This is a genomic window from Streptomyces crystallinus, assembly GCF_039521265.1.
Lineage (GTDB): Bacteria > Actinomycetota > Actinomycetes > Streptomycetales > Streptomycetaceae > Streptomyces > Streptomyces crystallinus.
Genome location: NZ_BAAACA010000014.1, coordinates 1,042,522 through 1,066,282 on the forward strand (window position 1 = coordinate 1,042,522; position 23,761 = coordinate 1,066,282).

Genomic DNA, 23,761 nt, shown 5'->3' on the forward strand with positions numbered 1-23,761 from the left:
GATGCCCGTGAGCCCGCGCGCCGCCGAACGGACCGTGGTCGCCGACGACTTCCTCGCCGCGGGCTTCGCGGCCCGCGCCGCGGTGGCGGCCGGGCGGCTGCTCCTCGATCTGCGGATGCAGCACGAGGACGGCCTGGCCCCCGGCGGTGTCAAGATGGCGCAGCTCGGCCGCACCTGGTCGGGGCTGCTGCTGCGCAACCGGATCCGCGCCCGCTATCCGCGCGACGGGGTGCTCACCGGCCCGGCCGACCGGCCGCCGCACGCCCTGCGCAGACGCCGGGTGTGGCTGGTCGAGCCGCTGGACTCGGCCGAGGAGTACCGCGCCGACGGGGATCCGCACTGGTCGGTGCAGCTCGCCCTGTGGGAGCGGGAGCGTGGTGTGGTGGCCGCGGCCGTCGCGGTCCCCGCGCTGTGCGAAGTGGTGTGCACGGCGGACCGGGACGCGGGGTGGCGGCGGCCTTCGCCGGTGCCCCGGCAGCGGCCGCGGGTGGTGGTCGACACCCGCGCCCCGGCCGCGTTCGCCCGTACGGTGGTGCGCCAGACCGGGGCCGAGCTGGTCCCGATGGGCTCGCCCGGCGCCAAGACCCTGGCGGTGGTCCAGGGCGACGCCGACGCCTACATCCACACCATGGGTGCCTGGGAGTGGGGCGACGAGGCGCTGTTCCGGGTGGCCGGGGCGGCCGGGTTGCGGGTGACCCGGCTCGACGCCCCGCCGCAGGGGCGCGGCCCGGCGGATCCTGCCCGGCCCGCGCCCGTGGCGGTGATCTGCCGCCCGGCGCTCACCAGGACCCTGCTGACCGCCTTCGCCCGGCACGGCGTCCGGCCGGCCGTGGCGGTTCCGGCGGCCAGGGCCCATCCGGCACCACCCGCGAGGTGAGGCCGGGGGGCCGGGCCCGGCCCCCCGGCCGAACAGGGCGCCGCCTCGCGCGCGCCCGGCTCCCCACCGGTGCGCGGGCAGTCTTGACGCCCCTTCCCGCGCTCAACATACTGCCAACAATCAGTACCTCTGACAATCAGTCACCTGTTCTACGCCCGCCGCGTGTTCAGACGCCGGGTCGCCGATAGCCACCCAGAACGGACAGGACCGCACCGAGATGGCCGACGACTTCACTTCCGTGTTCGAGCCCCCACTTGACCAGCTGCCCGATATCGACGACCTCGTCCGCGCGACCATGGAGTGGCACTTCTCGCCGCTGACCGGCAGCCCGTACTGGGTCGAGCGCGCCAAGGGCTTCTCCTTCGACCCGCGCACCGACGTCCAGTGCCTGGCGGATCTGCGCCTGTTCGCCGGCGTGCCGGTGGACTGGAGCCGCATTCCCGCCGACCAGCTCGTGCCGCGCGGCAGCGAGCCGGGTACGCGGTACGGGATCTACGAGTCGGGCGGCGCCACCGGCGCGCCCAAGCGGATCGTGGACGCCACCTCGCGGCGCCGCAACGTCCAGTGGCAGAGCCTCATGCTCGACGAGCAGGGCTTCCCCTCCGGCGAGGGCAACTGGCTGCACATCGGCCCCACCGGCCCGCATGTGATGGCCAAGAACATCAGCGCCCTGTCCGAACTGCGCGACATGCTCTGCTACTTCGTGGACCTCGACCCGCGCTGGGTGCGCCGCTGTGTCAGCGAGGGGCGCCAGGACGAGTTCCGCCGCTATGTCGACCACATCCTCGACCAGGTCAGGGACGTCCTGCGGACCCAGGACATCCGCGGCATCTCCACCACCCCGCGCATCCTGGAGTCCATCGGCGCCCGCGAGGACGTCTACGCGCTGCTGCGCGAGAGCGCGCGCGGCATCATCTGGGGCGGCACCAGCATGGACGGCGAGACCCTGCGCCTGCTGGACGAGGAGATGTTCCCGCAGGCCCGGCTGGCCGGCGCGTACGGCAACACGATGATGGGCGTGGCGCCCCAGCGCACCCCGCGCCCCGGCGACGCCGCGCCGTGCGTCTTCCGGCCCTTCTATCCGTACACCGTGGTCGAACTCGTCGACCCCGAGCGGCCGGAGCGGATCGTCGCCGACGACGAGGACGGCCGGGTCGTCATCACCGTGCTCACCCGGGACTACTTCACCCCGCCGACCCCGGAGCGGGACCTGGCCACCCGCCGGGCCTCGGCCGGGGGCTTTCCCGGCATCGAGCTGTCCGGGGTGCGCCCCTACGAGTCGGCGGGCACCTCCGTGGTCGAAGGGGTGTACTGATGGACGGGCCCAAGGACCTCCACGAGATCCCGCTGATCCGGGCGGGCCTGCCCCGGCAGTCGGCCGAGCGCGCCGAACTGGCGGGCGTCGACGGCACCCCGCTGGCGCTCGTCCACCTGGCCCCGCCGCTGCTGGCGCGGCTCACCGTCGCGGACGCGCGGGCCGGGGACGAGCGCACGCCCGAGCCCGAGCGCATCGCGGCGGCGGGCGAGCTCTTCGCGACCGCCACCCTGGGCGGGCTGACCCCGCACGCCTACTGCGAGCTCCAGTCCCGGGTGGCCGGGGTGCCCATCGCGGTGGCCCGGCACTCGCTGCACGACGTCGCCGAGACGTTCGCGAACGTGGGGGCGAAGTTCGTCGCCGAGCGGCCGGTCGGCGCCTCGGCCGCGCCCGTGCCCGGGGAGATCTCCACGGTGTGGACGCGGCGCGGGGACGTGCTCGCGGTGATCGCGCCCAGCAACAACCCCGGCACGCACACCCAGTGGCTCACCGCGCTGGCCTGCGGGTACCGCCTGGTGGTGCGGCCGGGGGCACGGGATCCGTTCACCCCGGCCCGGATGATCGCCGCACTGCTCGACGCGGGCGTCGCCCCGCACTACCTCTCCCTGCTGCCCGGCAGCCACGCCACCGGGGACGCCCTGGTGGAGGCGGCCGATCTGAGCCTGGTCTTCGGCGGGGACGCGGCGGCCCGGCGCTACGGCGCGGACCGCCGGGTCATCCTGCGCGGCCCGGGCCGCTCCAAGCTGCTGCACACCGGGGCGATCACCGAGCAGACCGTCGACGTGATCTGCCGCTCGGTCGGTTACGACGCGGGGATGCGCTGCACCAACGCGACGGCGGTGTTCACCGACGCCGACCCGGCGGCCCTGGCGGCGGCCGTGGCCGAGCGGCTCGCCCGGCTCACCCCGGCGCCGCCCCAGTCGCCCGACGCCCAGGTGCCGGTGCTTCCGCTGGCCGAGGCACGGGCGCTGCGGGAGCATCTGGCGGGACGCCTGGAGGGGGCGGTCGACGTGGCAGCGCCGCTGTATCCCGAGGGGCCGGTGGCGGACCTCGGGGACGGGTCGGCGGCGCTGCGGCCCGCCGTACTGCTCTGCGACCGCCCGGACCACCCCGGCGCCCGGATCGAGCTCTCGTTCCCGTGCGTGTGGATCCTGCCGTGGCGGCGCGAGGAGGGCTTCGGCCCGCTGCGGGACACGCTCGCGCTCACCATCCTCGGCGGCGACGAGCCGCTGGCGCGCGAGGCCCTGCGGGAGCGGTCCATCCGCAAGGTCCTGCTCGGCCCCATCCCCACCTACCAGGCGGGCCGGACCAGTCCGCACGACGGCTATCTGAGCCACGACCTGATGGAGGCCCGGGCCTTCGGCACCTCGGCCTGACCCGGACCTCCGAGCCCGTCCCGCGACCGGCCCGACCCCGCTGCAACGACCCCTGGAGTGTGTGGAGATGACTCGAACCGTCCTGGTGACCGGCGGCGGCACCGGCATCGGCAAGGCGATAGCGGCGGCCTTCCTCGCCGACGGCGACCACGTCGTCATCAGCGGCCGCCGCGAGGACGTGCTGCGGCAGGCCGCCGAGGAGCTCGACGGCCAGGTGACGGCGCTGCCCTGCGACGTCACCGACCCCGAGCAGCTGGAGGCGTTCCGCGAGCGGCTGCCCGACGTACTGCACGTGCTCGTCAACAACGCGGGCGGCAACCGCGAGTTCGACGCCCCGCCGCCGGGCGATCTGCGCACCCTCGCGGAGCGCTGGCGGGCCAACCTGGAGGCCAATCTGATCGGCGCGGTGCTGACCACGGCCGCCGTCGACAAGCAGCTCGCCTCCGGCGGCGCGGTGGTCAACATCAGCTCCTTCGCGGCCGACCGGGGCGCGGGCTCGTACGGCGCGGCCAAGGCGGCCATGAACAGCTGGAACATCTCCGTCGCCCGCCAGTTCGGGCCGCGCGGGGTGACCTGCAACGTGGTCGCGCCGGGCTACGTCGACAAGACGGAGTTCTTCCGCGACCGCCGCTCGGAGCAGTTCCACGAGGCCCGGGTCGCGGAGACCATGCTGGGCCGGGCCGGACAGCCGCAGGACATGGCGGCGGTCGTCCGGTTCCTGGCGTCGCCCGCCGCCCGGCACATCACCGGACAGGTCCTGCGCGTCGACGGCGGCGTGATCCCCACCCGATGAACGGCGAACCGGTACGGGCGGGCCGCCCGGCGGGCCCGTACCGGCCCTCTACGATGAGGACATGAGCGCGAGCAAACACCTGTCAGATGCGCACTCCCCGCACCCGCACACCACGGGCGAGGACGAGCGCCTGGACGTGGCGGTCGCCGTGCTCACCCTGCTCGCGGACCGTACCCGGCTCGCCCTGCTCAAGCAGCTCGGCGCGGGCGACGCCGACGTCACCACGCTGACCGAGGCCTGCGGCGCGGCCCGCCCCTCGGTCAGCCAGCACCTGGCCAAGCTGCGTCTGGCCGGTCTGGTGGCGACCCGCAAGGACGGCCGCCGGGTGGTCTACTCGCTGCGCCACGGCCATCTGCGCCGACTGGTCGACGAGGCCCTGAACGTCGCCGACCACCAGCTCGGTGCCCTCCCGCCGCACGACTGACCCGCCCCGCACCCGTGCACCACGGGCACCGTGGACCCAACATGTGCATAGGTACGCACTCATTGGCTACGATGGAGGTCCCAGCACCTTCTCGCGCCCCGGGACGGGTCCCATGCTGTCCGTACTGCGCAACCGCACCTACCGCCACCTGTTCACCGCCCAGGTCGTGGCGCTCCTCGGCACCGGTCTCGCCACGGTCGCGCTCGGCCTGCTGGCCTACGACATGGCGGGCGGGCGCGCCTCGGCCGTGCTGGGCACCGCGCTGGCGATCAAGATGGTGGCGTACGTGGCGATCGCCCCGCTCGTGGGAGCCTGCGCCCACCGGATCCCGCGCCGGGCCCTGCTGGTGACCAGTGACCTGACCCGCGCGGGCGTGGCGCTCACCCTGCCGTTCGTCTCGCAGGTCTGGCAGGTGTACGCCCTGATCTTCCTGCTCCAGGCCGCCTCGGCCGCCTTCACCCCGGTCTTCCAGGCGACCGTGCCCGAAGTCCTGCCCGCCGAGCGCGACTACACCCACGCGCTGTCCCTGTCCCGGCTCGCCTACGACCTGGAGAGCCTGCTGAGCCCCGCGCTCGCGGCCCTGCTGCTGACCGCGGTCTCCTACCACTGGCTCTTCGCGGGCACGACCCTGGGCTTCCTGGCCTCCGCGGCCCTGGTGGTCTCGGCCGTGCTGCCCCGGCCGGCGCCGGTGGTACGCACCGGGGGCGGGTACGCCAAGGCGGCCTCCGGGGCCCGGCTGTTCTGGGCCGAGCCGGGGCTGCGGGCGCTGCTCGCGCTCGACCTCGCGGTCGCGGCGGCGGGCGCGATGGTGTTCGTCAACACGGTCGTGGTGGTCCGGGGCCACTTCCACGAGAGCGCCGGCGCGGTCTCCCTCGCCCTCGGCGCGTACGGTGCCGGTTCCATCGCCGCCGCCCTGTGGCTCCCCCGCCTGCTGGCCCGGGCGAGCGACCGCGCGGTGATGCTCCCGGCGGCCTACGCGCTGCCCGGTGTGCTGGTCGCGGTGGCCGCCACCACCCTCGCCCCGGCCGGGAGTTGGAGCTGGGCGGGGCTGCTGGCGACCTGGGCGGCGATCGGCGCGGCGAGCTCGGCGGTGCTGACCCCGGGCGGCCGGCTGATCCGCCGCCGCGTCCCCCCGGCCGGCCTCCCGGCCGCGTTCGCCGCCCAGTTCTCCCTCTCGCACGGCTGCTGGCTGCTGACGTATCCGCTGGCGGGATGGCTGGCGGCGGGGGCGGGGGTGCCGGTGACGGCGGGGGTGCTGGGGGTGATCTCGCTGGGGGCGGCGGGAGCGGCGACGGTGGTGTGGCGGGGGGAGCGCATGCCGGAGCGCGCGCCCGCGCGTCGCACGGCGGCCGCGGTGCGCTGACCTCACCCTCCGGTGGCCGCCATGTGCTTGACGAGGTAGTTCACGGCATCCCGTACGCTCAGGACATCGACCACGTCCGCGTCGGGGATCTGGAGGCGGAAACGCTCCTCGGCCGCGACGATCACCTCGACCAGCGAGAGCGAGTCCAGGTCGAGGTCGTCGGTGAACAGCGCGCTCATCCGGACGTCTTCGACGGGGACGCCCGCGATCTCGTTGATGATCTCGGCAAGGCCGTCCAGCACCTCCCGCCGCCGCCCGGACACGCTGTCGCCGGAGCGCTCGGCCCGCTCCCCCGCCCGCGCGGCCACATCGATCAGCCGCTGGTCGGGGTGGTTGAGCAGGGACTGCACGAGGAACCAGAACCCGTCGGGATCCATCCACTGCAACTCGTCGAGTGCCGCGTCGAGCAGGGGGCTGTCCCGGCTCTCGTGCCACACCACCAGCGGCGCCAGCACCCGCGCGGGCTGGGCGGGGCTGCCGCGCAGCACCTTGCCGAGGGCTTCGAGGAGGTCGGCGAGCGAGATTCCGGGCAGCTGCTCCTGGTGCTGGTAGGCCTCGAACTCCCGGGTCAGGTCGGCCGGCGAAAGGCGACTCAACCGCTCGGTCAGGACGCCGATGCCACTGCGTCTGTTCCGCTTCTCGTAGTCCGTCTCCCAGAACCAGAGCGCCAGTTGCTCGGGCGAGCCGATGGCGCGGGCCTCGTGGTCGGCCATGGCCACACCGGCGGCGCGGCAGCAGGACTCGGCCAAGCCGAGCAGGCCCCTCGAGGCGTCGCCCGGGCCCTGCGGGGCGAAGACCCGACGCCATACAAGCCCCAGGTCGCCCCTCGCCACGGTATGGACCCCGAACCAGCTTTGCGTCCGCAGCGCCGGAAGCTGGAAGCCGCCCGGCGGCACCACCGGGGCTTGCCGGGGGTCTGCCCCCAGGACGTCCCGCTCGTACACCTGCCGCATCAGCCGCACATCGTGCTGGAGCTCCCGCGCCCGCCGCAGCCGCAGCGCCCGTACGCCCTCGCGGTAGTGGTCGGCGAGCCGTCCGGTCACCCCCGCGAACGCCTCCTCGCACCGCTCCAGCCACGGCAGTTCGGTGTACGCGGGCCCCCGGGCCGTCTCCAGGGCCGCGAGGACGGCACGGGCCAGCCGGGGATCCGGGGCGGGCTCGGCCGTCAGCCACGCCGCGTGCTCGGCGAGCGCCGGTACGCCCCCGCCGGGCGTCCCGACCAGGACGCGGGCCGCCAGCTCCAAGGTCTCGTGGCCGGGACGGGCCAGCAGCAGTCGCGCCTCCTCGGCGGCCACCGCCGGGGGCAGCCGCAGCAGGGTGCGGCGCGCCGACGCCCGTACCGTGGCGTTGCCGTCCCACACCAGCCGGTTGAGGGCCCGCAGCACCTGCGGGCCACCGGTGGTCGCGAGGCGGTCCACCTGCTCGGCGACCACACGGCGGACGAAGTCGGACTGCCGTGAGGACAGCTCGTCCACGAAGTCCCAGAACCGGACGCCGTGCGGGTCGAGCTGGAACACCAGCTGGGTGCCGATCCCCCGCCACTTCCAGTCGCGCTCCAGCATCGCCCGGATCACCGCGAGATGCGCCTCGTCGGCGGCCCGGCGGTCCTCCAGGCGCAGCACCAGGAACTCCAGGGCGCCGCGCAGCGTGGCGAACCCGGGCTCCTGCGCCATCAGGGCGAGCGCGTCCTCGGCGATCGCGGCCGGACCCTTGGCCTCCCAGCCCTGGTCGAGGTAGAGGCTCAGGGCCAGGACGTACTCGGCGAACCGGTCGTAGATGAAGACCACATTGCGGACGCCGATCTCCTCGTCGATGCTCTCCTCAAGGATGATCTCCTCGTCGATGACCCGGCTGTAGAGCGAGTCGCTGCTGTCGAGCTCGGCGGCGGTGGCGCGCAGGGTGGCCGCGACGGCGCTGCGCGGCACCGAGGTGGAGCGGCTGCCGCGCATCAACCGGGCGACCTCCAGGACGAGTTCGGCCACCGCGCCCTTCCCCTTGAGCGAGGTGGCGTAGGCGACCTGCTCGACCTTGCGCTCCCAGAACAGCTTGAAGAGGCGGAACAGCCGGAAGTCCTCGACCACGCCGATGTCGCGGTCGCGGTACGCCTCGCACAGGATGCGCAGCACCAGCGCGTGCCGGCAGCGTTCGGCCGCCTCGCCGCTCAGCCGTCCCCGGATGCCGAAGGCGGCGAAGTAGGCGGCGGCGATCTCGGGGAAGGAGTCGAGGGGGAAGAGCGGCACGTCCTCGACGCGGGTCGCGGGGGTGGCCCTCGGGCCGCTCCGCGCGGGCTCGCGCTGCCAGACGTAACTGGCCCAGAACGGGGCCCGGTAGAACTGCCAGAAGTCCGTGCGGCAGGTGACGACCACCTTCACCCCGGCGCTCTCGGCCTGCCGCAGCAGCTCGTGCAGCGCGGCCTTCATCGCTTCCGGCTTGGCCGGGGACTCGTTGATCGCGTCAAGCAGCAGCAGCGGCGGGCGGCCGGGGGCGGCGGTGCGGGCGAGGTCGGCGAAGCAGCCGGGCCAGTCGGCGCCGTAGCCCAGGCGCGCGGCGACCAGGCCGAGCAGCCCGTGCGGTTCGGAGACGGGCACGCGCGCCGACATCAGCAGGACCAGCGAGTCGTCGAGGCGGCGCTCGGCGAGCGAGCAGAGCAGATTGGTCTTGCCCCGGCCGGGCTTGGAGACCACCAGCAGACAGGTGCTGTCGTGGGCGAGGAACTCCTCGACGCGCTCGTCGAGTTCGCGATGGCGGAAGTAGAGCTCGCGCAGGTACTTGGAGCCGACCTCGGAGATCTCCCGCAGGGTGGCGTGCCGGGCCCGTTCGCGCAGTGTGGCGAACGGGGTGCCGGTGGCGGTGAGTGCGTCGAGGTCGGCGGGGTCGAGGGCGGCGACCTCGTCGGCGAGCCGGGCCAACGCCTCCTGGCGGTCCATGCCGACGAGCGCGACCGCCGCGAGCGCCCGCACGAGGTCCGCGAGCGCGCGCGGGCCGTCCCGGGCGACCAGGGTGACGACCGAGGTGAAGAAGGAGACGGTGGTGCCGGGGGCGACGTGCCGCAGCAGCTCCCCGTATCCGGCGCTCTCCAGGAGGAAGGCCCGCTGCCCGGGCTCGTTCATCCCGGGCAGCGTGGCGAAGCTCTGGATGAGTCTGCCGCGCAGCCCGGCGCGGTCGGAATCTGGCATGGCCCTCTCTCCGGGGTGCGCCGAACGGTCAGCCGAGGCGGGAGCGGACACCGGACGGGAGCTCGGCCAGGACGCGGCTCAGCAGGATGCCCTCGTTGCGGTAGTAGTAGCTGCCGGTGGCGGGCTCCTGGAGGGTGCCGCCGGCGTGGTGGACCGCGCAGACCCGCCAGTCGTCGGTGAGTACCGGGGCGCCGGAGGAGCCGGGCAGGGTGGCGGTGACGTACTGGACGACGTCGTCGTCGGCGTACTCCACGAAGTTGCTCTGCATCGCGATCTGCTTGGGCCGCCCGGCCGGGTGCTGGACGATGTTGACGCGGTCGCCCGGGCGGGGCGGCGAGCCGGCGATCGCCAGCCGGCCCCACTCGGCGCCGGGGCTGCCGGCGAGTTCGACGAGGGCGAAGTCGTGGCGCTCGTCGGCCAGATGGAGCCGCCCGGTGGCGCGCGCCTCGTGCACCGGGCGCGGTCGCCCCGCCGGGTCGTCCTCGTAGTTGAAGAGGAAGCGGGCACCGCCGAGCAGGTCCGGATGCGGCAGTACGTGGTGGTTGGTGAGGAGCAGGTCGTCGGCGACCAGGAATCCGGTGCCGGTCCAGCGTCCGGCGCCGTGCGCCACCACGATCTGGCAGACCGGCCGGGCGGCGGCGAGCGCGAGTTCCAGGAAGTGGACCGGCCGCAGGGTGTTCGCGGCGATGATCTTCTCGTGGACCTGGCCCGGGCCGCTGGCGCCCTTCCAGGCGGTGACGGCCGGGGCCGGGGAGACCGGCACCATCATGCGGTGGCGCAGCAGCAGCGCGGCGAGGAAGTCCTGCTGCTCCTTGCCGGTGAGGGTGGCGACCGTGTTGAGGAGCAGGCCCAGGGCCTCGTGGTCGTAGGAGACCCTGCCGTACGCGCAGAGGTGCGTGACGACGCGGCTGACGGCCACCAGGGTGGGGCCTTCGAGGTCGATGTGCGGGACGAGGTCGCCGAGCCCGGCCAAGGCCAGGATCTCGGCGCGTCCGGACGCGGAGCCGAGGACCGGCACGGCGGCCAGCAGGGTGACCAGCCGCTGGCGCTCCTCCATGGACAGTTCGACCATCGCTCCCCCTCGGGCACCACCGGAGTTTCCCCATGGTGCCAGCGCGGGGGCGCTTTCGCGGCCGGTCGGCCAGGATCGGCCGCGCAAACCTGTCGGAGCCTGTCCTTGAACCCGGAGGAACGGGACCGCCCCGGCCGGGCGCGGTGCCGGCCGGGGCGGTGGGGGTGCCGCTCGGGATCAGCCCAGGAGGGCGAGCGCCTGGTTGAAGGTCGCCGAGGGGCGCATGACCGCCGCGGCCTTCGCCGGGTCGGGCTGGTAGTAGCCGCCGATCTCGGCCGGGGAGCCCTGGACGGCGATCAGCTCGCCGACGATGGTCTCCTCCTGCTCGGCCAGCGTCTTGGCCAGCGGCCCGAACGCCTCGGCGAGCTGGGCGTCGTCGGTCTGCTTGGCCAGCTCCTGGGCCCAGTACAGGGCCAGGTAGAAGTGGCTGCCGCGGTTGTCGATGCCGCCGAGCTTGCGGCTCGGGGACTTGTCCTCGTTGAGGAAGGACCCGGTGGCGCGGTCGAGCGTGTCCGCCAGGACCTGGGCGCGCGCGTTGCCCTTGGTCGTGGCCAGGTGCTCGAAGCTGACCGCGAGGGCCAGGAACTCGCCCAGGCTGTCCCAGCGCAGGTAGTTCTCCTTGACCAGCTGCTGCACGTGCTTGGGGGCGGAGCCGCCGGCGCCCGTCTCGAAGAGGCCGCCGCCGTTCATCAGCGGGACCACCGAGAGCATCTTGGCGCTGGTGCCCAGCTCCAGGATCGGGAACAGGTCGGTGAGGTAGTCACGGAGCACGTTGCCGGTGACGGAGATCGTGTCCTCGCCGCGGCGGATGCGCTCCAGCGAGAACGCCGTCGCCTCGACCGGCGACATGATCTTGATCTCCAGGCCCTCGGTGTCGTGCTCCGCGAGGTACGCCTTGACCTTCTCGATCAGTACGGCGTCGTGGGCGCGCTCGGCGTCCAGCCAGAAGACGGCCGGGTTGCCGGTGGCGCGGGCGCGGGTGACGGCGAGCTTGACCCAGTCCTGGATCGGCGCGTCCTTGGTCTGGCACATCCGGAAGATGTCGCCCTCGGCGACCTGCTGCTCCAGGACGACGTCGCCCGCGACGTCGACGACGCGGACGGTGCCCGCGGCGGCGATCTCGAAGGTCTTGTCGTGGCTGCCGTACTCCTCGGCCTTCTGCGCCATCAGACCGACGTTCGGGACCGAGCCCATCGTCGCCGGGTCGAAGGCGCCGTTGGCGCGGCAGTCGTCGATGACGACCTGGTACACGCCGGAGTAGCTGCTGTCCGGCAGCACGGCGAGGGTGTCGGCCTCCTGGCCGTCCGGGCCCCACATGTGGCCGGAGGTGCGGATCATGGCCGGCATGGAGGCGTCGACGATGACGTCGCTGGGGACGTGCAGGTTGGTGATGCCCTTGTCGGAGTCGACCATGGCGAGCGCCGGGCCCTGGGCGAGCTCGGCCTCGAAGGACGCCTTGATCTCGGCGCCGAGGTGCGGCACGGAGTCCAGGCCCTTGAGGATGGCGCCGAGGCCGTCGTTCGGGGACAGACCGGCGGCGGTGAGCGCCTTGCCGTACTTCTCGAAGGTCTGCGGGAAGAACGCGCGCACCACGTGGCCGAAGACGATCGGGTCGGAGACCTTCATCATCGTGGCCTTGAGGTGCACCGAGAACAGCACGCCCTCGGCCTTGGCGCGGGCGATCTGCGCGGTCAGGAACTCGCGCAGCGCGGCGACGCGCATCACGGAGGCGTCGACGACCTCGCCGGCCAGGACCGGTACGGACTCGCGCAGCACGGTGGTGGTGCCGTCCTGGGCGACCAGCTCGATACGGAGCGAACCGGGCGCGGAGACGACCGCGGACTTCTCCGTGGAGCGGAAGTCGTTCTCGCCCATGGTGGCCACGTTCGTCTTGGACTCGGCGGTCCAGGCGCCCATGCGGTGCGGGTGGGCCTTGGCGTAGTTCTTCACCGAGGCGGGGGCGCGGCGGTCGGAGTTGCCCTCGCGCAGCACCGGGTTCACGGCGCTGCCCTTGACCTTGTCGTAGCGGGCGCGGACCTCGCGCTCCTCGTCGGTCTGCGGGTCGTCCGGGTAGGCGGGCAGCGCGTAGCCCTGCGCCTGCAGCTCCGCGACGGCGGCCTTGAGCTGCGGGATCGAGGCCGAGATGTTCGGCAGCTTGATGATGTTGGCGTCGGGCGTCTTCGCCAGCTCGCCGAGCTCGGCGAGGGCGTCGTCGATGCGCTGCCCCTCCTGGAGGTACTCCGGGAAGTGGGCGATGATCCGCCCGGCCAGCGAGATGTCCCGCGTCTCCACGGTGACCCCGGCCGTCGAGGCATACGCCTGGACCACAGGCAGGAACGAGTACGTCGCCAGCGCGGGCGCCTCGTCAGTGTGGGTGTAGATGATGGTCGAGTCAGTCACCGGGTGCTCCACTCCACGTATGCAACATTGCTCGACATCAAGATATCTCGTGACGGGCCCGGCCCGGACAGGGCCCTGCCGAGGCGGCCCGGAACACCGAAAAGCCGCCTTCTCCGATGGAGAAGACGGCTTCCGACCTGCGAAAACGCTGGTCGGGACGACAGGATTTGAACCTGCGACCCCTTGACCCCCAGTCAAGTGCGCTACCAAGCTGCGCCACGTCCCGGTGCCCGTCTGACCTGGGGTTTCCCCCGGCCGAACGTGCACGAGAACAATACCGCACTTCGACGGGTGGTCACGAACCCCTTTCGGCCGAGCGGCCCGGCGGGCCCGGTTCAGCGCAGCTGGCCCCGGGCGAAGTAGGCCGCGAGCTCGGGATCCAGCGGCTCGACCCGCCGCGGCGTCCCCCCGTCCCGCAGCGACATCGTCGCCTCGTACCCCGCCGCCACCGCCATCCGGGCCGCCACCGGCGAGGTGTCGGTCCGGCCGCCCTCGCGCACGAAGCGCAGGAACTCGTCCATCAGCAGGGGATCCGCCCCGCCGTGCCCCGAGGAGTCCGCGGCCGGCGGCACCTCGTGGACCTCGTCGGGCTCGTCGCGGAAGTGGGAGCGCCGGGCGTTCCACACCTTGACCCGGCTGCCCGGTCCGTCGCCGAAGTTCTCCAGCCGGCCCGCGTCCCCGATGACCGTGTAGTTGCGCCAGTAGTCGGGGGTGAAGTGGCACTGCTGGTAGGCGGCGAGGACGCCGTTGTCGAGGCGCATGTTCAGCAGGGAGACGTCCTCGATGTCGATCACCGGGTTGAGGGCCCGCTGGGTGTGCGGCGGCCAGTGGCCGTCCTTGGTGTACCAGTCGTCCGCCTTGGGCTCGCCCGGTGCGCGCCGGTGCGGATTGTCCCCGTAGACCATGAGGTCCCCCATCGCCTGGACGTCGCGCGCGTAGCCGCCGGCCAGCCAGTGCAGTACGTCGATGTCGTGGGCGGCCTTCTGGAGCAGCAGCCCGGTGGTGTGGGCGCGCTCGGCGTGCCAGTCCTTGAAGTACCAGTCGCCGCCGTACCCCACGAAGTGGCGGATCCAGACGGTCTTGACCGTCCCAATCGCCCCGCGCGCGACGAGGTCGCGCATCAGCCGCACCACCGGCATATGGCGCATGTTGTGGCCGACGTACAGCCGTGACCCGGTCTCGTACGCCGTGCGCAGGATCGTGTCGCAGCGCTCGACCGAGATGTCCAGCGGCTTCTCCACGAAGACCGGCTTGCCGGCGCGCAGGGCCGCGCAGGCGATGTCGGCGTGGGTGTGGTCGGGGGTGAGGACGAGCAGCGCGTCGATGTCGGGGTCCTCGACGACCTTGCGGTGCTCGCCCGTCATGGCCGCCTCGGGGAAGGCCCCGGCGGCCTCCGCGCGGGCCCGGGGGTCGGGGTCGGCGAGCGCAGTGACGACGGAGCCGCGGCCCGGGCGGTGGGCGACGCGGGCGAGGCTGCCGCGCAGGCCGAAGCCGAGGACGCCGATACGGAGGTCGGTCATGGTCAACTTCCTTACGTCCGGTCGAGCCGGCCCGGTGGGGCCGGGGTGGTCCAGACACCCGATGATGTCAGCGGCGCCCGGTCCGGTGTCGCGCGCCGGGGCGCGCGCCGACGACCGCTCTTTCGCGCCATAGCCCCCGGCCTTGGCTCCAACGCGCCGGGCCGGTACGGCACTTGACCGCTGTCCCGGGAAACGATCAGGTTCGCACAGGCGGAGGCCGTACGGTGGACGGCACACGGGCTTCCGAATGCGTTCACGCCGGGCCTGCGATCGCGTTCCGGGGTGCTCCTGGATGCCATCCCCGTGCACATCCGGGACCGAAAGCTGTCCCTCAGTGCCGTATGCCCACGAAACCTTTGCCCTTGGCATGTGGCAGGAAGAGGAGACCGGGGAATGCCAACCGAGTGGAACCGAGGAGGCCAACCTCACAGAACACACCAGTAGTCAAACGTCAACACGCCGCGTTTCAGCCAAAGTTGACAAGCGCGTTGAAGCACCACCGAATGATCAACAACATGATGGGGTCGGCCTCTTCGGGACGGGGACCACTGCCGATGCACCACCTGCTCGAACACCGTTACGAGCAGGCGTTTCGCGGAGGAGGGCTCGCCATGGACGGATACTTCAGCAGCCGCCCGCATCACCAATTACGGGAGTGTGTACGGCAGTTCGCGGAATGCGAGATCCGGCCCCGGATAGCGGCGATGGAGGCGGCACGTTCCGTCCAGTACGACCTGTCCCGGCTGATCGCCCGGCAGGGCTGGATAGGAGCCACCGTCAGTCCGTCGTACGGGGGAATGGGCGTCGGACACCTCGGAAAGACGATCATCATCGAGGAGCTGTCCCGGGTCAGCGGTGCCATGGGCGCCATGGTGCAGGCCTCCCAGCTGGGCGTGGCCAAGATAGTCCACTTCGGCAGCGAGGAGCAGAAGAAGCAGTGGCTGCCCGCCATCGCCGCCGGTGACTGTCTGCCCACGATCGCCGTGACCGAGCCCGAGTCCGGCGGCCATGTGCTGGGGATGACGGCGAGCGCGGTCCGCGACGGCGACGACTACGTCCTCAACGGCCGCAAGGTGTACGTCGGGAACAGCCATGTCGGCGATGTGCACGGCGTGGTCGTCCGCACCGGCCCCGGCTCGCGGGGGCTGACCGCCTTCCTGGTGGAGTCCGACCGGCCCGGGTTCTCGCTCGGCGCCGAGCGCGACACGATGGGGCTGCACGGCTTCAGCTTCGGCGAGCTCTCCTTCGACAACTGCCGGGTGCCGGTGGAGAGCCGGCTCGGCGAGGAGGGCGACGGCCTCGCCGTGGCGTACTCCTCCAGCGTGCTGTACGGCCGGGCCAATCTGACGGCCGTCTCGCTCGGCATCCACCGGGCGATCCTGGAGGAGACCACCCAGTTCTGCACCGAGCGGATCCGCTATGGCAAGCCCCTGTACGAACTGCCCAACATCAAGATCAAGCTGGGGCAGCTCCAGTCCCGGCTGATGACGGCGCGGCTCGCCGCGTACCACGCGGTGCACCTGCTCGACCAGGGGCTGCCGTGCGACGCGGAGCTGATGAACGCCAAGGTGGTCAATGTGGAGTCCACACTCGATTCGGCGCGCAGCGCCATGGAGATCCACGCGGCGGCCGGGCTCTTCACCGACCGCCCGATCGAGCGCTATCTGCGCGACGCGCACCATATCTTCGCCCCGGCCGGCACCACCGACGTCCAGCTGCTGCGGCTGGCCGAGGTGGCACTGGGCACGGCGAAGGGCCAGTGGTCACAGCGGCTCAGTGACGTCGTACGCATGGAGGAGTTCGCGGCGGCCCACTGAGAGCCCGGTTCGCAGACGGGCTCGGGACGCGCCGGGCCGGGGGGCGGCGGTCAGAGGCCGCCGTCCTCCCGGCGGTGGATCTGCTCGATCAGCTCCGCCGCCATCGACTTGATCGTCTCCAGGCCCGCCCGGCCCCACGGCCGCGGCTCGGTGTCGACGACGCAGATGGTGCCGAGCGCGATACCGGTCCGGTCGATCAGCGGGGCGCCCAGATAGGAGCGGATGCCGATCTCGTCGACCACCGGGTTGCCCGCGAACCGCGGATAGTCGCAGACGTCCTCCAGGACCAGGGCTTTTCGCCGCACCACCACATGCGGGCAGTAGCCGTGGTCGCGGGCCATGAACCGGCTCACCCCGCCGGAGGCGGCCACCGCGTTCAGATCGGTGTCCGCGTGCGCCCCCGCCGGGGTGTGCAGCCCGGCGAAGAACTGCTGGTTCTCGTCGATGAAGTTGACCATCGAGTAGGGCGCCGCGGTGACCTCCGCGAGTTTGTGCGCGAACTCGTCGAACGCCGGGTCGGGCTGCTCCCCCATACCGAGCTGGCGCAGCCGCTGTACGCGGACGGGCGCCTCCCGGTCGACCGGGGTGAGCAGCAGATGGCCGGTGGGGTCGTACGTCATGTGTGGGCTCCATGGCTGGTGGCGGCCGGATAGGTGGACAGCAGGTGCTGGACCAGGGTGACCAGGGTGCCGATCCCGGAGCTGCCGATACGGGCGTCGCACAGCACGACGGGAACCTCCGGCTTGAGGTCTATGGCGGAGCGGACCTCGTCCGGGGTGTAGCGGTAGGCCCCGTCGAACTCGTTGACCGCGACGAGGAAGCCGATCCCGCGCCGCTCGAAGAAGTCCACGGCGGAGAAGCAGTCCTCCAGGCGCCGGGTGTCCGCGAGGATCACCGCACCCAGCGCGCCCTCGGAGAGCTCGTCCCACATGAACCAGAACCGCTCCTGCCCGGGCGTGCCGAACAGGTACAGCACATGGTGTTCGTCGAGCGTGATGCGCCCGAAGTCCATGGCGACCGTGGTGGTGGTCTTGGACTCCACCCCTTCGAGGCTGTCGTGCGCCACGCTGACCGTGGTGAGCAGCTCCTCGGTGGAGAGCGGTTCGATCTCGCTGACCGCGCCCACGAAGGTCGTCTTGCCGACCCCGAAGCCGCCGGCGACGAGGATCTTCAGCGCGGTGGGGAAGAGATCCACGGCGGGGCTGACGTCAGAGCCGTCGTCGTAGGCCATCGAGCACTGCCTCCAGCAGAGAGCGGTCGGTCGGGGTGTGGTGGAAGCGGGGCGCGCGGGCCGTCACCGCCCCGCAGTCCACCAGGTCGGACAGCAGCACCTTGGTGACGACGGCGGGCAGCCGCAGATGGGCCGCGATCTCCGCCACCGAGGTGGGCCCCTCGCACAGCCCGAGCGCCTGCGAGTGCTCGGGGCCGAGGTGCGTCTGGGGCGGCTGCCCGGTCGCCATCACCTGGGAGAGCAGGTCCAGCGTGGCGGTCGGCCGGGTGCGGCCGTTGCTCACCGTGTACGGGCGGATCAGCCGCCCGGCCGCGTCGTCGAGCCATGGTCCGTCCTGCGGGGCCGGCACGCTCAGTGCCTCGTGCCGCTCGGTGTGCCGGCGCCTTGCCGGGCCGGCGTCACGAGGTAGGGCCGTACGCTCTTCACCAGCATCGCCATCTCGTATCCGAGCACCGCGGCGTCCGCCTCGCGCCCGGCGAGCACGGCCAGACAGGTGCCCGATCCGGCCGTGGAGACGAACAGCAGCGTCGAGTCGAGCTCCACCACCACCTGGCGGACCTCGCCGCCGTCGCCGAAGCGCGCGCCCGCGCTGCGGCCCAGCGAGTAGAGCCCGGAGGCGAGGGCCGCCATGTGGTCGGCGCTGTCGACGTCGAGACCGTGCACGGACTTCACCAGCCCGTCGGAGGAGAGCAGGACCGCGTTGCGTGTGTAGGGCACCCGCTGGACCAGTCCGCTGAGCAGCCAGTCGAGGTCCGAGACGTGTCCGGTCGGCGCATCGCTCGCCATGGTGCATCTACTCCTTGGAGTGGTCGGCGTCTGTTTCTGCCTGGGGGTGGTGCAACGGCTGTGCGGGGTGGGGCGGGTGCTGGGGTACGGCGGGGTTGTCGTGCGGGGCGGGCTGCGACTCGGCGAGGCCGATGCCCCGCTGGAACGCGGCCATCAGACCCGGGTCGTGCACGGCGTGGTCGTCCTCCCTGCGGGCGGCCGGAGCGTCCCGCAGCTGGGGCACGAGGTGCTCCTGGCTGCGGCGCCGGGGCAGATCGGGCCGCCCCGCGCCGCGCACCGTACCGTTCGCCACGGGTATCGGGGGCACCGCCGCCTCCCCGGAGCCCCGGTGGGTGCCGGGGAGGGCGGCGGCCGGGTTGGGCCGCTCCTCGTGGGCGGCGCGCACCGGCAGCGGCGCGGTGCCCTGGGTGGAGACGGTCTCGCCGTGCTGGTGCTGGCGGGGCAGCGGCGGCAGCGCGGTGCCGTGGGCGGGCGTGCGGTGCGCGGGCGGCGGCATCGGCGCGGCGGCCGGCCCGGTCACGGGGGGCGGCGGGGTCCCGGCGGGGTGCTGGGGCTGGGCCGGGAGCGGGGTGCGGGCGGCCTCGGGGACGGGCTCGCGCTCGGCCGTCTGCCCTTCCTTGGCGCTCTCGGAGTCGGCTCCCAACAGGCCCTGCGGCAGGACCAGTACGGCCTGGACGCCGCCGTAGATGTTGGTCTGGAGGCGGACCGCGATGCCGTGCCGGCGGGCCAGCGCGGAGACCACGAACAGGCCGATCCGCCCGTCCTGGAGGAGGTGGGCGACATTCACCTGATCGGGGTCGGAGAGCAGCGCGTTCATCTTGCTCTGCTCGGCGACGGGCATCCCCAGGCCCCGGTCCTCGACCTCGACGGCGAGCCCGGCCGTGACCAGCTGGGCGCGGAGCAGCACCTGGGTGTGCGGGGCGGAGAACAGCGTGGCGTTCTCGACCAGTTCGGCGAGCAGGTGGATGACGTCGGCGACGGCGTGGCCGCGCAGGGTGCCGTCGATCGGCGGCACCAGCTTGACCCGGGGGTACTGCTCGACCTCGGCGATGGAGGAGCGCAGCACCTCGGTCATGGTGACCGGGTGGGACCACTGGCGGCGGGAGATGGCGCCGCCGAGGACCGCGAGGTTCTCGGCGTGGCGGCGGATGCGGGTGGCGAGGTGGTCGACGTGGAAGAGGCCCTTGAGCAGCTCGGGGTCCTCGACCTCGTTCTCCAGCTCGTCCAGGAGCTGGATCTCGCGGTGGACGAGGGACTGGAGCCGGCGGGCGAGGTTGACGAAGACCTCGACCTTCTGCTCGTTGCCGACGCTGCTGGAGAGCTGGGAGGCCTGCACCACGGCGGCCACGGCGGCCTCGTGGGAGCGGGTCAGCTCGTGCGCCAGCAGCTCGAACTCATCCGCGTGCGGGGGGAGCTGGGTGGCGCCCCGGCGGGCGGGCGGGCCCTCGCCGCGGCGCAGCCCGTCGACCACCGTGCGCAGGTCGGCGGCCGAGCGGGCGCTGCTGCGGCGCAGGCCGTTGGCGCGCCCGAGCACGGTCCTGGCGACCCGGTCGGCGCCGAGCGCGGCGGCCGCCACGGACGCCAGGGCGAGCACCGCCGTACCGGCGAGCGCCGCCCAGAGCAGCTTCGAGGGGTGGGCGTGGGTGGAGTGGAAGGTGAAGACGACGGCGGCCACGCCGCAGAGCACGGCGGCCGTGGTGGGCAGCACCGCGGTGCGCAGCAGCTGGGGTCGTATCCGGCCCTCGGTGGACGTCCGCTGGCCGCCCGGCGGACGTCCACCGAGGGCCGGTTCGCCCGCGGGTGCGGCCGGGGGCTGCGGCCGGTGTGCCGTACGTCCGTGCCGCCCGCCCTCCCGGCGGTCGGACCGCGCGGCGGGTGCGCGAAGATGAGACATCTGCGTCCTCGGTACGTGGGGTCCCTGAGATCGTGGTCCCGGGCCCAACTCAACCGATGAGGGCCCGCGTTGATCGTCGGCCACTCACAGTAGTGGTCAACCCCTCACCCTCGGTGCGCAGTTGGAAAAGTCCCCCCTTCCGTGTGCCGCTCTGGTATGACGCCTCGTACGGCAGCGCGAAATGCCCGGCTCGTGGCGGGCGCGTCCGCCTAGGAGACGACCGGGGCCGCCTCCTGCTCCCCCGCCTTGGCGGGCTTGCGGGTGTGCGTCGGCCAGCCGCCCGCCGGGGGTGGTGCGACCGGACGCCACCAGGGCGCGGACGGCACGTTTTCCGAGGTGGGTTCGAAGGGTTCGCCCGGGATGGGCAGCGCGATGGCGGCGTCCGCGGCCACCGCGGCGGCCATCGTGCCCTCGCCGGGCTCGGCCCACGGGTGCGGGGCCAGGTTGAAGGTGCCCCAGTGGATCGGGAGCATCACGCCGTGCGCCCGGCCGCCCTGGAGGTCGAGGTGCGCGCGCATGCCTTCGGCCGGAGTCATATGGATGTCCGGCCAGAACTCGCTGTAGGCCCCGATCTGGATCATCGTGGCGTCGAACGGGCCGTGCTCGGCGCCGATGTCCTTGAAGCCCTCGAAGTAGCCCGTGTCCCCGCTGTGGTAGACCCGGTGCTCGGGACCGGCGACGGCCCAGGACGCCCACAGGGTGTGCTGCTGGTTGCGCAGGCCCCGGCCGCAGAAGTGGCGCGCGGGGGTCGCGGTGAGGGTGAGGCCGTTGACCTTCGTCGACTCGTTCCAGTCGAGCTCGTGGATCCGGTCGGCGGGGACGCCCCAGCGCTCCAGGTGGGCGCCGACGCCGAGCGGGACCGCGAACACCGTCCCCGTACCCGCGAGGGCGCGGATGGTGGGCAGGTCCAGGTGGTCGTAGTGGTCGTGCGAGATGACGATGACGTCCACCGGGCCGAGGGAGGCCAGCGGGACGGGGACCGGGTGCAGCCGCTTGGGGCCGGCGAAGGCGAATGGGGAGCAGCGCTCGCCCCACACCGGGTCGAAGAGCACCCGGCGGCCGTCGATCTCGGCGAGCACGCTGGAGTGCCCCATCCAGGTGAGCCGCAGGCCGGTGGCGGGCGGCTTGGCGAGGTCGGCGAGCGTCGTCGCGTGCACCGGGATGTTGCCCACCGGGGCGCGCAGGGCGCGCTGCTCCTTCTGGAAGTAGATCTTGGCGAACTCGACCATCGAGCCGGACGGCCGGGTGCGCGCGCCCTGCGGGTTCTGGAAGACCCCGTCAGCGAAGTTGGGCGAGCGGCGGATCCGCTCCAGGCGGTCCCCGGCCGGGTCGGCCCCGAACGCGGCGGGGCGCAGCTCGCGCAGCCGGGAGCGGAGTGGGAGCAGAGAACCAGCGCCGGTCACGGCACCTCCTGGGGCTCGGGGGTCGTTTCCATTATGTGCGGCGGGTACGACAACGCGGGAACCGCGCCGTTACGCGGCGGCGACCCGCCGGGGACGGCTCGGGCGCCCCGCCGACGGATCAGGCGCGCGGCTGTCCGTAGGCGCGCTCGACCCGCAGCCGGAGCACGAGGCGCCGGTCGCGGACCATGGCCCGCCGGTAGTCCTCCCAGTCCGGGTGCTCGCCCTGGACGTCCCGGTAGAGCTGGACCAGCTCCTCCACGGTCGCGTCGTGCGGGTCGGCGGCCACCGGGGAGAGGTCCGCCACACCCTCGGCGACGGTCCAGGCCCAGCGGTCGGCGCTGGTGACGTGGTAGCCGGCGCGCGGGTCGCGGCGCAGATTGCGCGTCTTGGCGCGGTCGTCGGTGAGGGAGACCTTGATCACGCCCTCGTCCGGGTAGTACGCGTGGTTCACGTTGGACAGCTGCGGCCGGCCGTCGCGCTTGAGGGTGGCGAGGACGCCGCCCTTCTCGTCCGCGACCAGCTTGAGCAGCGCTTCCTCGGTTGCGTCGAATGCCGTCATGGCCAGTGGAACAGCGCGCGCGCACCTCCGATTCCCGCGCCCGCGCGCGCGGGGGTGGAGGGCGTGTGGAGGAGGCTCGATGACTGTGTGATGGACCTGGCATGACTGTGCGGAGCGGATTGTCGGACCGTGCCCCTAGTCTGGAAGCATGTCCTCTTCCGCCGACCACCCTGGTTCCGTACTGCCGGACGCCGAAGCCGCCAACGCGGCGATCCGCGACCTCGTCGACAGCACGGACCCGGACGACGGCTGGCCCGCGGAGGAGTACGAGCGACTGCTCGCGCTGTGGGCGGCGGCCACCACCGCCGACCTGGACGCGGCCGCGTAGCCCCGACCGGACGGCTGCGCTCGGCTCCGGCCGAGGATCCGACGCTCTGCTCGGCTCTGCCGAGGTTGTGACGGCTCCGCTCGGCTTCGGCCGACGAGGTGTCTCGGCGGTAGGCTCGACCTGCCCTTTTGCCCGTGCGGGCCCCGGCGTGGCCGCCGGTGGCACCCGCCCGGGCCACCAGACACCGCAGGAGAGCCCCCGCCTTGTCCGAGACACCCGAGAACCGCGTAGAGGGGCCGGCGCCCGGTCCGGCGGACGACCGCTCCGCGCTGCGCGCCGACTGCGCGAACTGCTTCGGCCTGTGCTGTGTCGCGCTGGCGTTCTCGCGGTCCACGGACTTCGCCGTCGACAAGGCCGCGGGCGAGCCCTGCGGGAACCTCGGGCAGGACTTCCGCTGCGGCATCCACGACCGGCTGCGCCCCAAGGGCTTCCAGGGGTGCACGGTGTACGACTGCTTCGGCGCGGGCCAGAAAGTCTCCCAGGTCACCTTTGCCGGCCGGAACTGGCGGGAGTCGCCGGACGGCTCACGCCAGATGTTCGCGGCGCTCCCGGTGATGCGCCAGCTGCACGAGCTGCTCTGGTATCTCGCCGAGGCGCAGGCCCGTCCGGCCGCGCGTCCGGTCCACCGGCAGGTGGCGGCCGAGCGGGAGAAGATCGAGCGGCTGACGCTCAGCGACGTGGACACGCTCCTGGAGCTGGACGTGGCGGCACTGCGCGCCGAGGTGAACACGCTGCTGCTGCGTACCAGCGAGCTGGTGCGCGCCGAGCTCAAGGGCAGGAAGAAGGACCGCAGGGGCGCCGATCTGTTCGGGGCCCGGCTCCGGGGCGCCGATCTGCGCGGCGCGGACCTGCGCGGCGCGTATCTCATCGCGGCCGACCTCAGCGGCGCCGATCTGCGGCTCGCCGATGTGATCGGCGCGGACTTCCGTGACGCGGACCTGTCCGGGGCGGACCTCACCGACTGCCTCTTCCTCACCCAGACCCAGGTCAACGCGGCCCGGGGCGATGCCGCCACGGTCCTGCCGAGCGGGCTGGAGCGCCCCTCGCACTGGCGCGCGGACACGGCGGCTCCGGCTGCTTCCGCCGCCGGTGCCGGTGCGGCTCCCGGCAAGCCCGCGGCCGCCGCCCGCGGCAAGGGCAGGGGGCCCGCCAAGGGCGGCGCCTCCCGGCGCAGGGGCCCCGGCCCGGCCGGATCACGCCGCAAGTAGCCGATAGGCCTCCCCCGCTCTGGGGGACGGCTGGGGCAGCAGGGCCACGCCCAGGGGTCCCGAAGCCGGGGCCGCGCCCCCCCTGCACCCCGCTCGACGGCACCCGCTTCCCCGTGCCCGGCCCGGACCCCGCCCCCCCCACACCCCCACCCCACTATGCATCCCGTGTATACACCTCGCGTATAGTCCGAAGCATGTTCTGGCCCATGCCGAAGGGGA

At 73.0% G+C, this 23,761-nt stretch carries 19 protein-coding genes, 1 tRNA gene and 1 pseudogene; 9 read left to right on the forward strand and 12 right to left on the reverse strand.

The features are described from left to right. Position 1 precedes the first annotated feature (1 nt). From ABD236_RS15255 to ABD236_RS15280, 6 genes are all read left to right on the forward strand, one after another. Entirely contained in the window at positions 2 to 877 is an 876-nt protein-coding gene (locus ABD236_RS15255; RefSeq protein ID WP_344074180.1) for an inositol monophosphatase family protein, read from the forward strand. Positions 878 to 1,094: 217 nt separating this feature from the next. Then, a complete protein-coding gene (locus ABD236_RS15260) occupies positions 1,095 to 2,192 on the forward strand; it encodes a phenazine biosynthesis protein (protein WP_344074181.1) in 1,098 nt (365 codons plus the stop codon). Further along, positions 2,192 to 3,568 (forward strand): aldehyde dehydrogenase family protein, encoded by a 1,377-nt coding sequence (locus ABD236_RS15265; protein WP_344074182.1) that lies wholly within the window; start codon positions 2,192 to 2,194, stop codon positions 3,566 to 3,568. Before ABD236_RS15260 ends, ABD236_RS15265 begins: the two co-directional genes overlap by 1 nt. 67 nt (positions 3,569 to 3,635) lie before the next feature. Further along, positions 3,636 to 4,361 (forward strand): SDR family NAD(P)-dependent oxidoreductase, encoded by a 726-nt coding sequence (locus ABD236_RS15270; RefSeq protein ID WP_344074183.1) that lies wholly within the window; start codon positions 3,636 to 3,638, stop codon positions 4,359 to 4,361. 61 nt (positions 4,362 to 4,422) lie between these two features. Next, positions 4,423 to 4,785: an ArsR/SmtB family transcription factor gene (locus ABD236_RS15275; protein ID WP_344074184.1), complete on the forward strand. Its 363-nt coding sequence runs from the start codon at positions 4,423 to 4,425 to the stop codon at positions 4,783 to 4,785. A 112-nt stretch (positions 4,786 to 4,897) separates the two neighbouring features. Further along, positions 4,898 to 6,148 carry an MFS transporter gene (locus ABD236_RS15280; protein WP_344074185.1) on the forward strand — a complete coding sequence of 417 codons (1,251 nt, stop codon included), beginning with the start codon at positions 4,898 to 4,900 and terminating at the stop codon, positions 6,146 to 6,148. A gap of 2 nt (positions 6,149 to 6,150) precedes the next feature. Here the strand turns inward: ABD236_RS15280 and ABD236_RS15285 are convergent, their stop codons facing one another. From ABD236_RS15285 to ABD236_RS15305, 5 genes are all read right to left on the reverse strand, one after another. Then, on the reverse strand, positions 6,151 to 6,411 hold the full coding sequence (locus ABD236_RS15285) for an acyl carrier protein (RefSeq protein WP_344074249.1): 261 nt from the start codon (positions 6,409 to 6,411) through the stop codon (positions 6,151 to 6,153). 2,941 nt (positions 6,412 to 9,352) lie between these two features. Then, positions 9,353 to 10,396: a trypsin-like peptidase domain-containing protein gene (locus ABD236_RS15290; protein ID WP_344074186.1), complete on the reverse strand. Its 1,044-nt coding sequence runs from the start codon at positions 10,394 to 10,396 to the stop codon at positions 9,353 to 9,355. 177 nt (positions 10,397 to 10,573) lie between these two features. Then, positions 10,574 to 12,796: an NADP-dependent isocitrate dehydrogenase gene (locus ABD236_RS15295; RefSeq protein ID WP_344074187.1), complete on the reverse strand. Its 2,223-nt coding sequence runs from the start codon at positions 12,794 to 12,796 to the stop codon at positions 10,574 to 10,576. 149 nt (positions 12,797 to 12,945) lie between these two features. Next, positions 12,946 to 13,022, reverse strand: a tRNA-Pro gene (locus ABD236_RS15300). Between the two features lie 109 nt (positions 13,023 to 13,131). Continuing rightward, positions 13,132 to 14,316 carry a Gfo/Idh/MocA family protein gene (locus ABD236_RS15305; protein ID WP_344074188.1) on the reverse strand — a complete coding sequence of 395 codons (1,185 nt, stop codon included), beginning with the start codon at positions 14,314 to 14,316 and terminating at the stop codon, positions 13,132 to 13,134. A gap of 611 nt (positions 14,317 to 14,927) precedes the next feature. Between ABD236_RS15305 and ABD236_RS15310 the strand changes: the two genes are divergently transcribed. Beyond that, entirely contained in the window at positions 14,928 to 16,133 is a 1,206-nt protein-coding gene (locus tag ABD236_RS15310) for an acyl-CoA dehydrogenase family protein (protein ID WP_344074189.1), read from the forward strand. 50 nt (positions 16,134 to 16,183) lie between these two features. Here ABD236_RS15310 and ABD236_RS15315 read toward each other — a convergent pair whose 3' ends face one another. From ABD236_RS15315 to ABD236_RS15345, 7 genes are all read right to left on the reverse strand, one after another. Continuing rightward, positions 16,184 to 16,753: a GAF domain-containing protein gene (locus ABD236_RS15315; RefSeq protein ID WP_344074190.1), complete on the reverse strand. Its 570-nt coding sequence runs from the start codon at positions 16,751 to 16,753 to the stop codon at positions 16,184 to 16,186. Continuing rightward, positions 16,750 to 17,364, reverse strand: coding sequence for a GTP-binding protein (locus tag ABD236_RS15320; RefSeq protein ID WP_344074191.1), 615 nt, complete (start codon positions 17,362 to 17,364; stop codon positions 16,750 to 16,752). The genes ABD236_RS15315 and ABD236_RS15320 overlap by 4 nt, the downstream gene beginning before the upstream one ends. Further along, entirely contained in the window at positions 17,342 to 17,713 is a 372-nt protein-coding gene (locus ABD236_RS15325) for a DUF742 domain-containing protein (protein ID WP_067166125.1), read from the reverse strand. Before ABD236_RS15325 ends, ABD236_RS15320 begins: the two co-directional genes overlap by 23 nt. A 2-nt stretch (positions 17,714 to 17,715) precedes the next feature. Continuing rightward, positions 17,716 to 18,150 carry a roadblock/LC7 domain-containing protein gene (locus tag ABD236_RS15330; RefSeq protein ID WP_101391062.1) on the reverse strand — a complete coding sequence of 145 codons (435 nt, stop codon included), beginning with the start codon at positions 18,148 to 18,150 and terminating at the stop codon, positions 17,716 to 17,718. Positions 18,151 to 18,157: 7 nt separating this feature from the next. Next, complete coding sequence (locus ABD236_RS15335) at positions 18,158 to 20,044, reverse strand: sensor histidine kinase (RefSeq protein ID WP_344074192.1); 1,887 nt, start codon at positions 20,042 to 20,044, stop codon at positions 18,158 to 18,160. Between the two features lie 209 nt (positions 20,045 to 20,253). Next, on the reverse strand, positions 20,254 to 21,447 hold the full coding sequence (locus tag ABD236_RS15340) for an MBL fold metallo-hydrolase (protein WP_344074193.1): 1,194 nt from the start codon (positions 21,445 to 21,447) through the stop codon (positions 20,254 to 20,256). A 118-nt stretch (positions 21,448 to 21,565) separates the two neighbouring features. Further along, positions 21,566 to 22,006 (reverse strand): PPOX class F420-dependent oxidoreductase, encoded by a 441-nt coding sequence (locus tag ABD236_RS15345; protein WP_344074194.1) that lies wholly within the window; start codon positions 22,004 to 22,006, stop codon positions 21,566 to 21,568. A gap of 148 nt (positions 22,007 to 22,154) precedes the next feature. Here ABD236_RS15345 and ABD236_RS15350 point away from each other — a divergent pair, with 148 nt between their 5' ends. After that, positions 22,155 to 22,334, forward strand: a complete 180-nt coding sequence (locus tag ABD236_RS15350; RefSeq protein WP_344074195.1) for a hypothetical protein — start codon at positions 22,155 to 22,157, stop codon at positions 22,332 to 22,334. A 203-nt stretch (positions 22,335 to 22,537) separates the two neighbouring features. Further along, positions 22,538 to 23,386 (forward strand): annotated as a pseudogene (locus ABD236_RS15355) (pentapeptide repeat-containing protein); the annotation flags it as partial. Between the last annotated feature and the right edge of the window lie 375 nt (positions 23,387 to 23,761).

Coding starts and splice junctions, on each gene's coding strand:
- ABD236_RS15310 (WP_344074189.1), top strand. CDS start 14,928: ATGGACGGATACTTCAGCAGCCGCCCGCATCACCAATTACGGGAGTGT.
- ABD236_RS15290 (WP_344074186.1), bottom strand. CDS start 10,396: ATGGTCGAACTGTCCATGGAGGAGCGCCAGCGGCTGGTCACCCTGCTG.
- ABD236_RS15255 (WP_344074180.1), top strand. CDS start 2: ATGCCCGTGAGCCCGCGCGCCGCCGAACGGACCGTGGTCGCCGACGAC.
- ABD236_RS15260 (WP_344074181.1), top strand. CDS start 1,095: ATGGCCGACGACTTCACTTCCGTGTTCGAGCCCCCACTTGACCAGCTG.
- ABD236_RS15345 (WP_344074194.1), bottom strand. CDS start 22,006: ATGACGGCATTCGACGCAACCGAGGAAGCGCTGCTCAAGCTGGTCGCG.
- ABD236_RS15315 (WP_344074190.1), bottom strand. CDS start 16,753: ATGACGTACGACCCCACCGGCCATCTGCTGCTCACCCCGGTCGACCGG.
- ABD236_RS15270 (WP_344074183.1), top strand. CDS start 3,636: ATGACTCGAACCGTCCTGGTGACCGGCGGCGGCACCGGCATCGGCAAG.
- ABD236_RS15330 (WP_101391062.1), bottom strand. CDS start 18,150: ATGGCGAGCGATGCGCCGACCGGACACGTCTCGGACCTCGACTGGCTG.
- ABD236_RS15350 (WP_344074195.1), top strand. CDS start 22,155: ATGTCCTCTTCCGCCGACCACCCTGGTTCCGTACTGCCGGACGCCGAA.
- ABD236_RS15275 (WP_344074184.1), top strand. CDS start 4,423: ATGAGCGCGAGCAAACACCTGTCAGATGCGCACTCCCCGCACCCGCAC.
- ABD236_RS15320 (WP_344074191.1), bottom strand. CDS start 17,364: ATGGCCTACGACGACGGCTCTGACGTCAGCCCCGCCGTGGATCTCTTC.
- ABD236_RS15305 (WP_344074188.1), bottom strand. CDS start 14,316: ATGACCGACCTCCGTATCGGCGTCCTCGGCTTCGGCCTGCGCGGCAGC.
- ABD236_RS15335 (WP_344074192.1), bottom strand. CDS start 20,044: ATGTCTCATCTTCGCGCACCCGCCGCGCGGTCCGACCGCCGGGAGGGC.
- ABD236_RS15265 (WP_344074182.1), top strand. CDS start 2,192: ATGGACGGGCCCAAGGACCTCCACGAGATCCCGCTGATCCGGGCGGGC.
- ABD236_RS15280 (WP_344074185.1), top strand. CDS start 4,898: ATGCTGTCCGTACTGCGCAACCGCACCTACCGCCACCTGTTCACCGCC.